This is a genomic window from Paenibacillus sp. P4_E11, assembly GCF_056401635.1.
The window spans coordinates 1-546 of sequence record NZ_JBFUIX010000719.1 but is presented as its reverse complement, the minus strand read 5'-3'; the positions used below and the strand labels follow the sequence as shown (position 1 = coordinate 546).

The window sequence follows — 546 nt, the reverse complement described above, 5'->3', positions numbered from 1 at the left end:
ATACATGCTCCAGCCATCCTACGGCGAAGTCTTGACGGCAGCAGGCTATTCGGTGCTAGCAATCGACGGCTGGGGGTTCGGAGAAAGAAGCGGACGTTCGGAGTCTTCTATCTTCAAGGAAATGCTTTGGCATGGCCGTTCCATGCTGGGGATGATGCTATATGACAGCATACGCGCGCTTGACTATGCGATCAGCCGTCCTGACGTGGACAGCTCCAGAATCGGTACGCTTGGCATGTCAATGGGTAGCACAATGGCGTTCTGGATGGCCGCTCTGGACACACGAATCCGTATGACGGTCGACATCTGCTGCATGACGGACTTTGAGGCCCTAATCAAGGACGGAGGATTGGACCGTCATGGGCTGTATTACTACGTTCCGGATTTATTAACACACTTCACAGCATCGCAAATCCAGGAGCTTATCGTGCCCAGACCGCATCTTAGCCTTGCTGGCGACCGGGACGAGCTGACCCCGTCAGCTGGATTGGATCGGATTGACGAGGAAGTTCGCCGCATGTACGAAGCGGTAGGGGCCGCCGAAGC

The 546-nt window shown here is 55.5% G+C and carries 1 protein-coding gene; it reads left to right on the top strand.

Features of this window, described 5'->3' with window-relative positions; all coding sequences use genetic code 11:
• Nucleotides 1-546 (top strand): alpha/beta hydrolase (locus AC1DWB_RS37105; protein ID WP_477546019.1); only part of this gene is annotated, 546 nt, incomplete at both ends.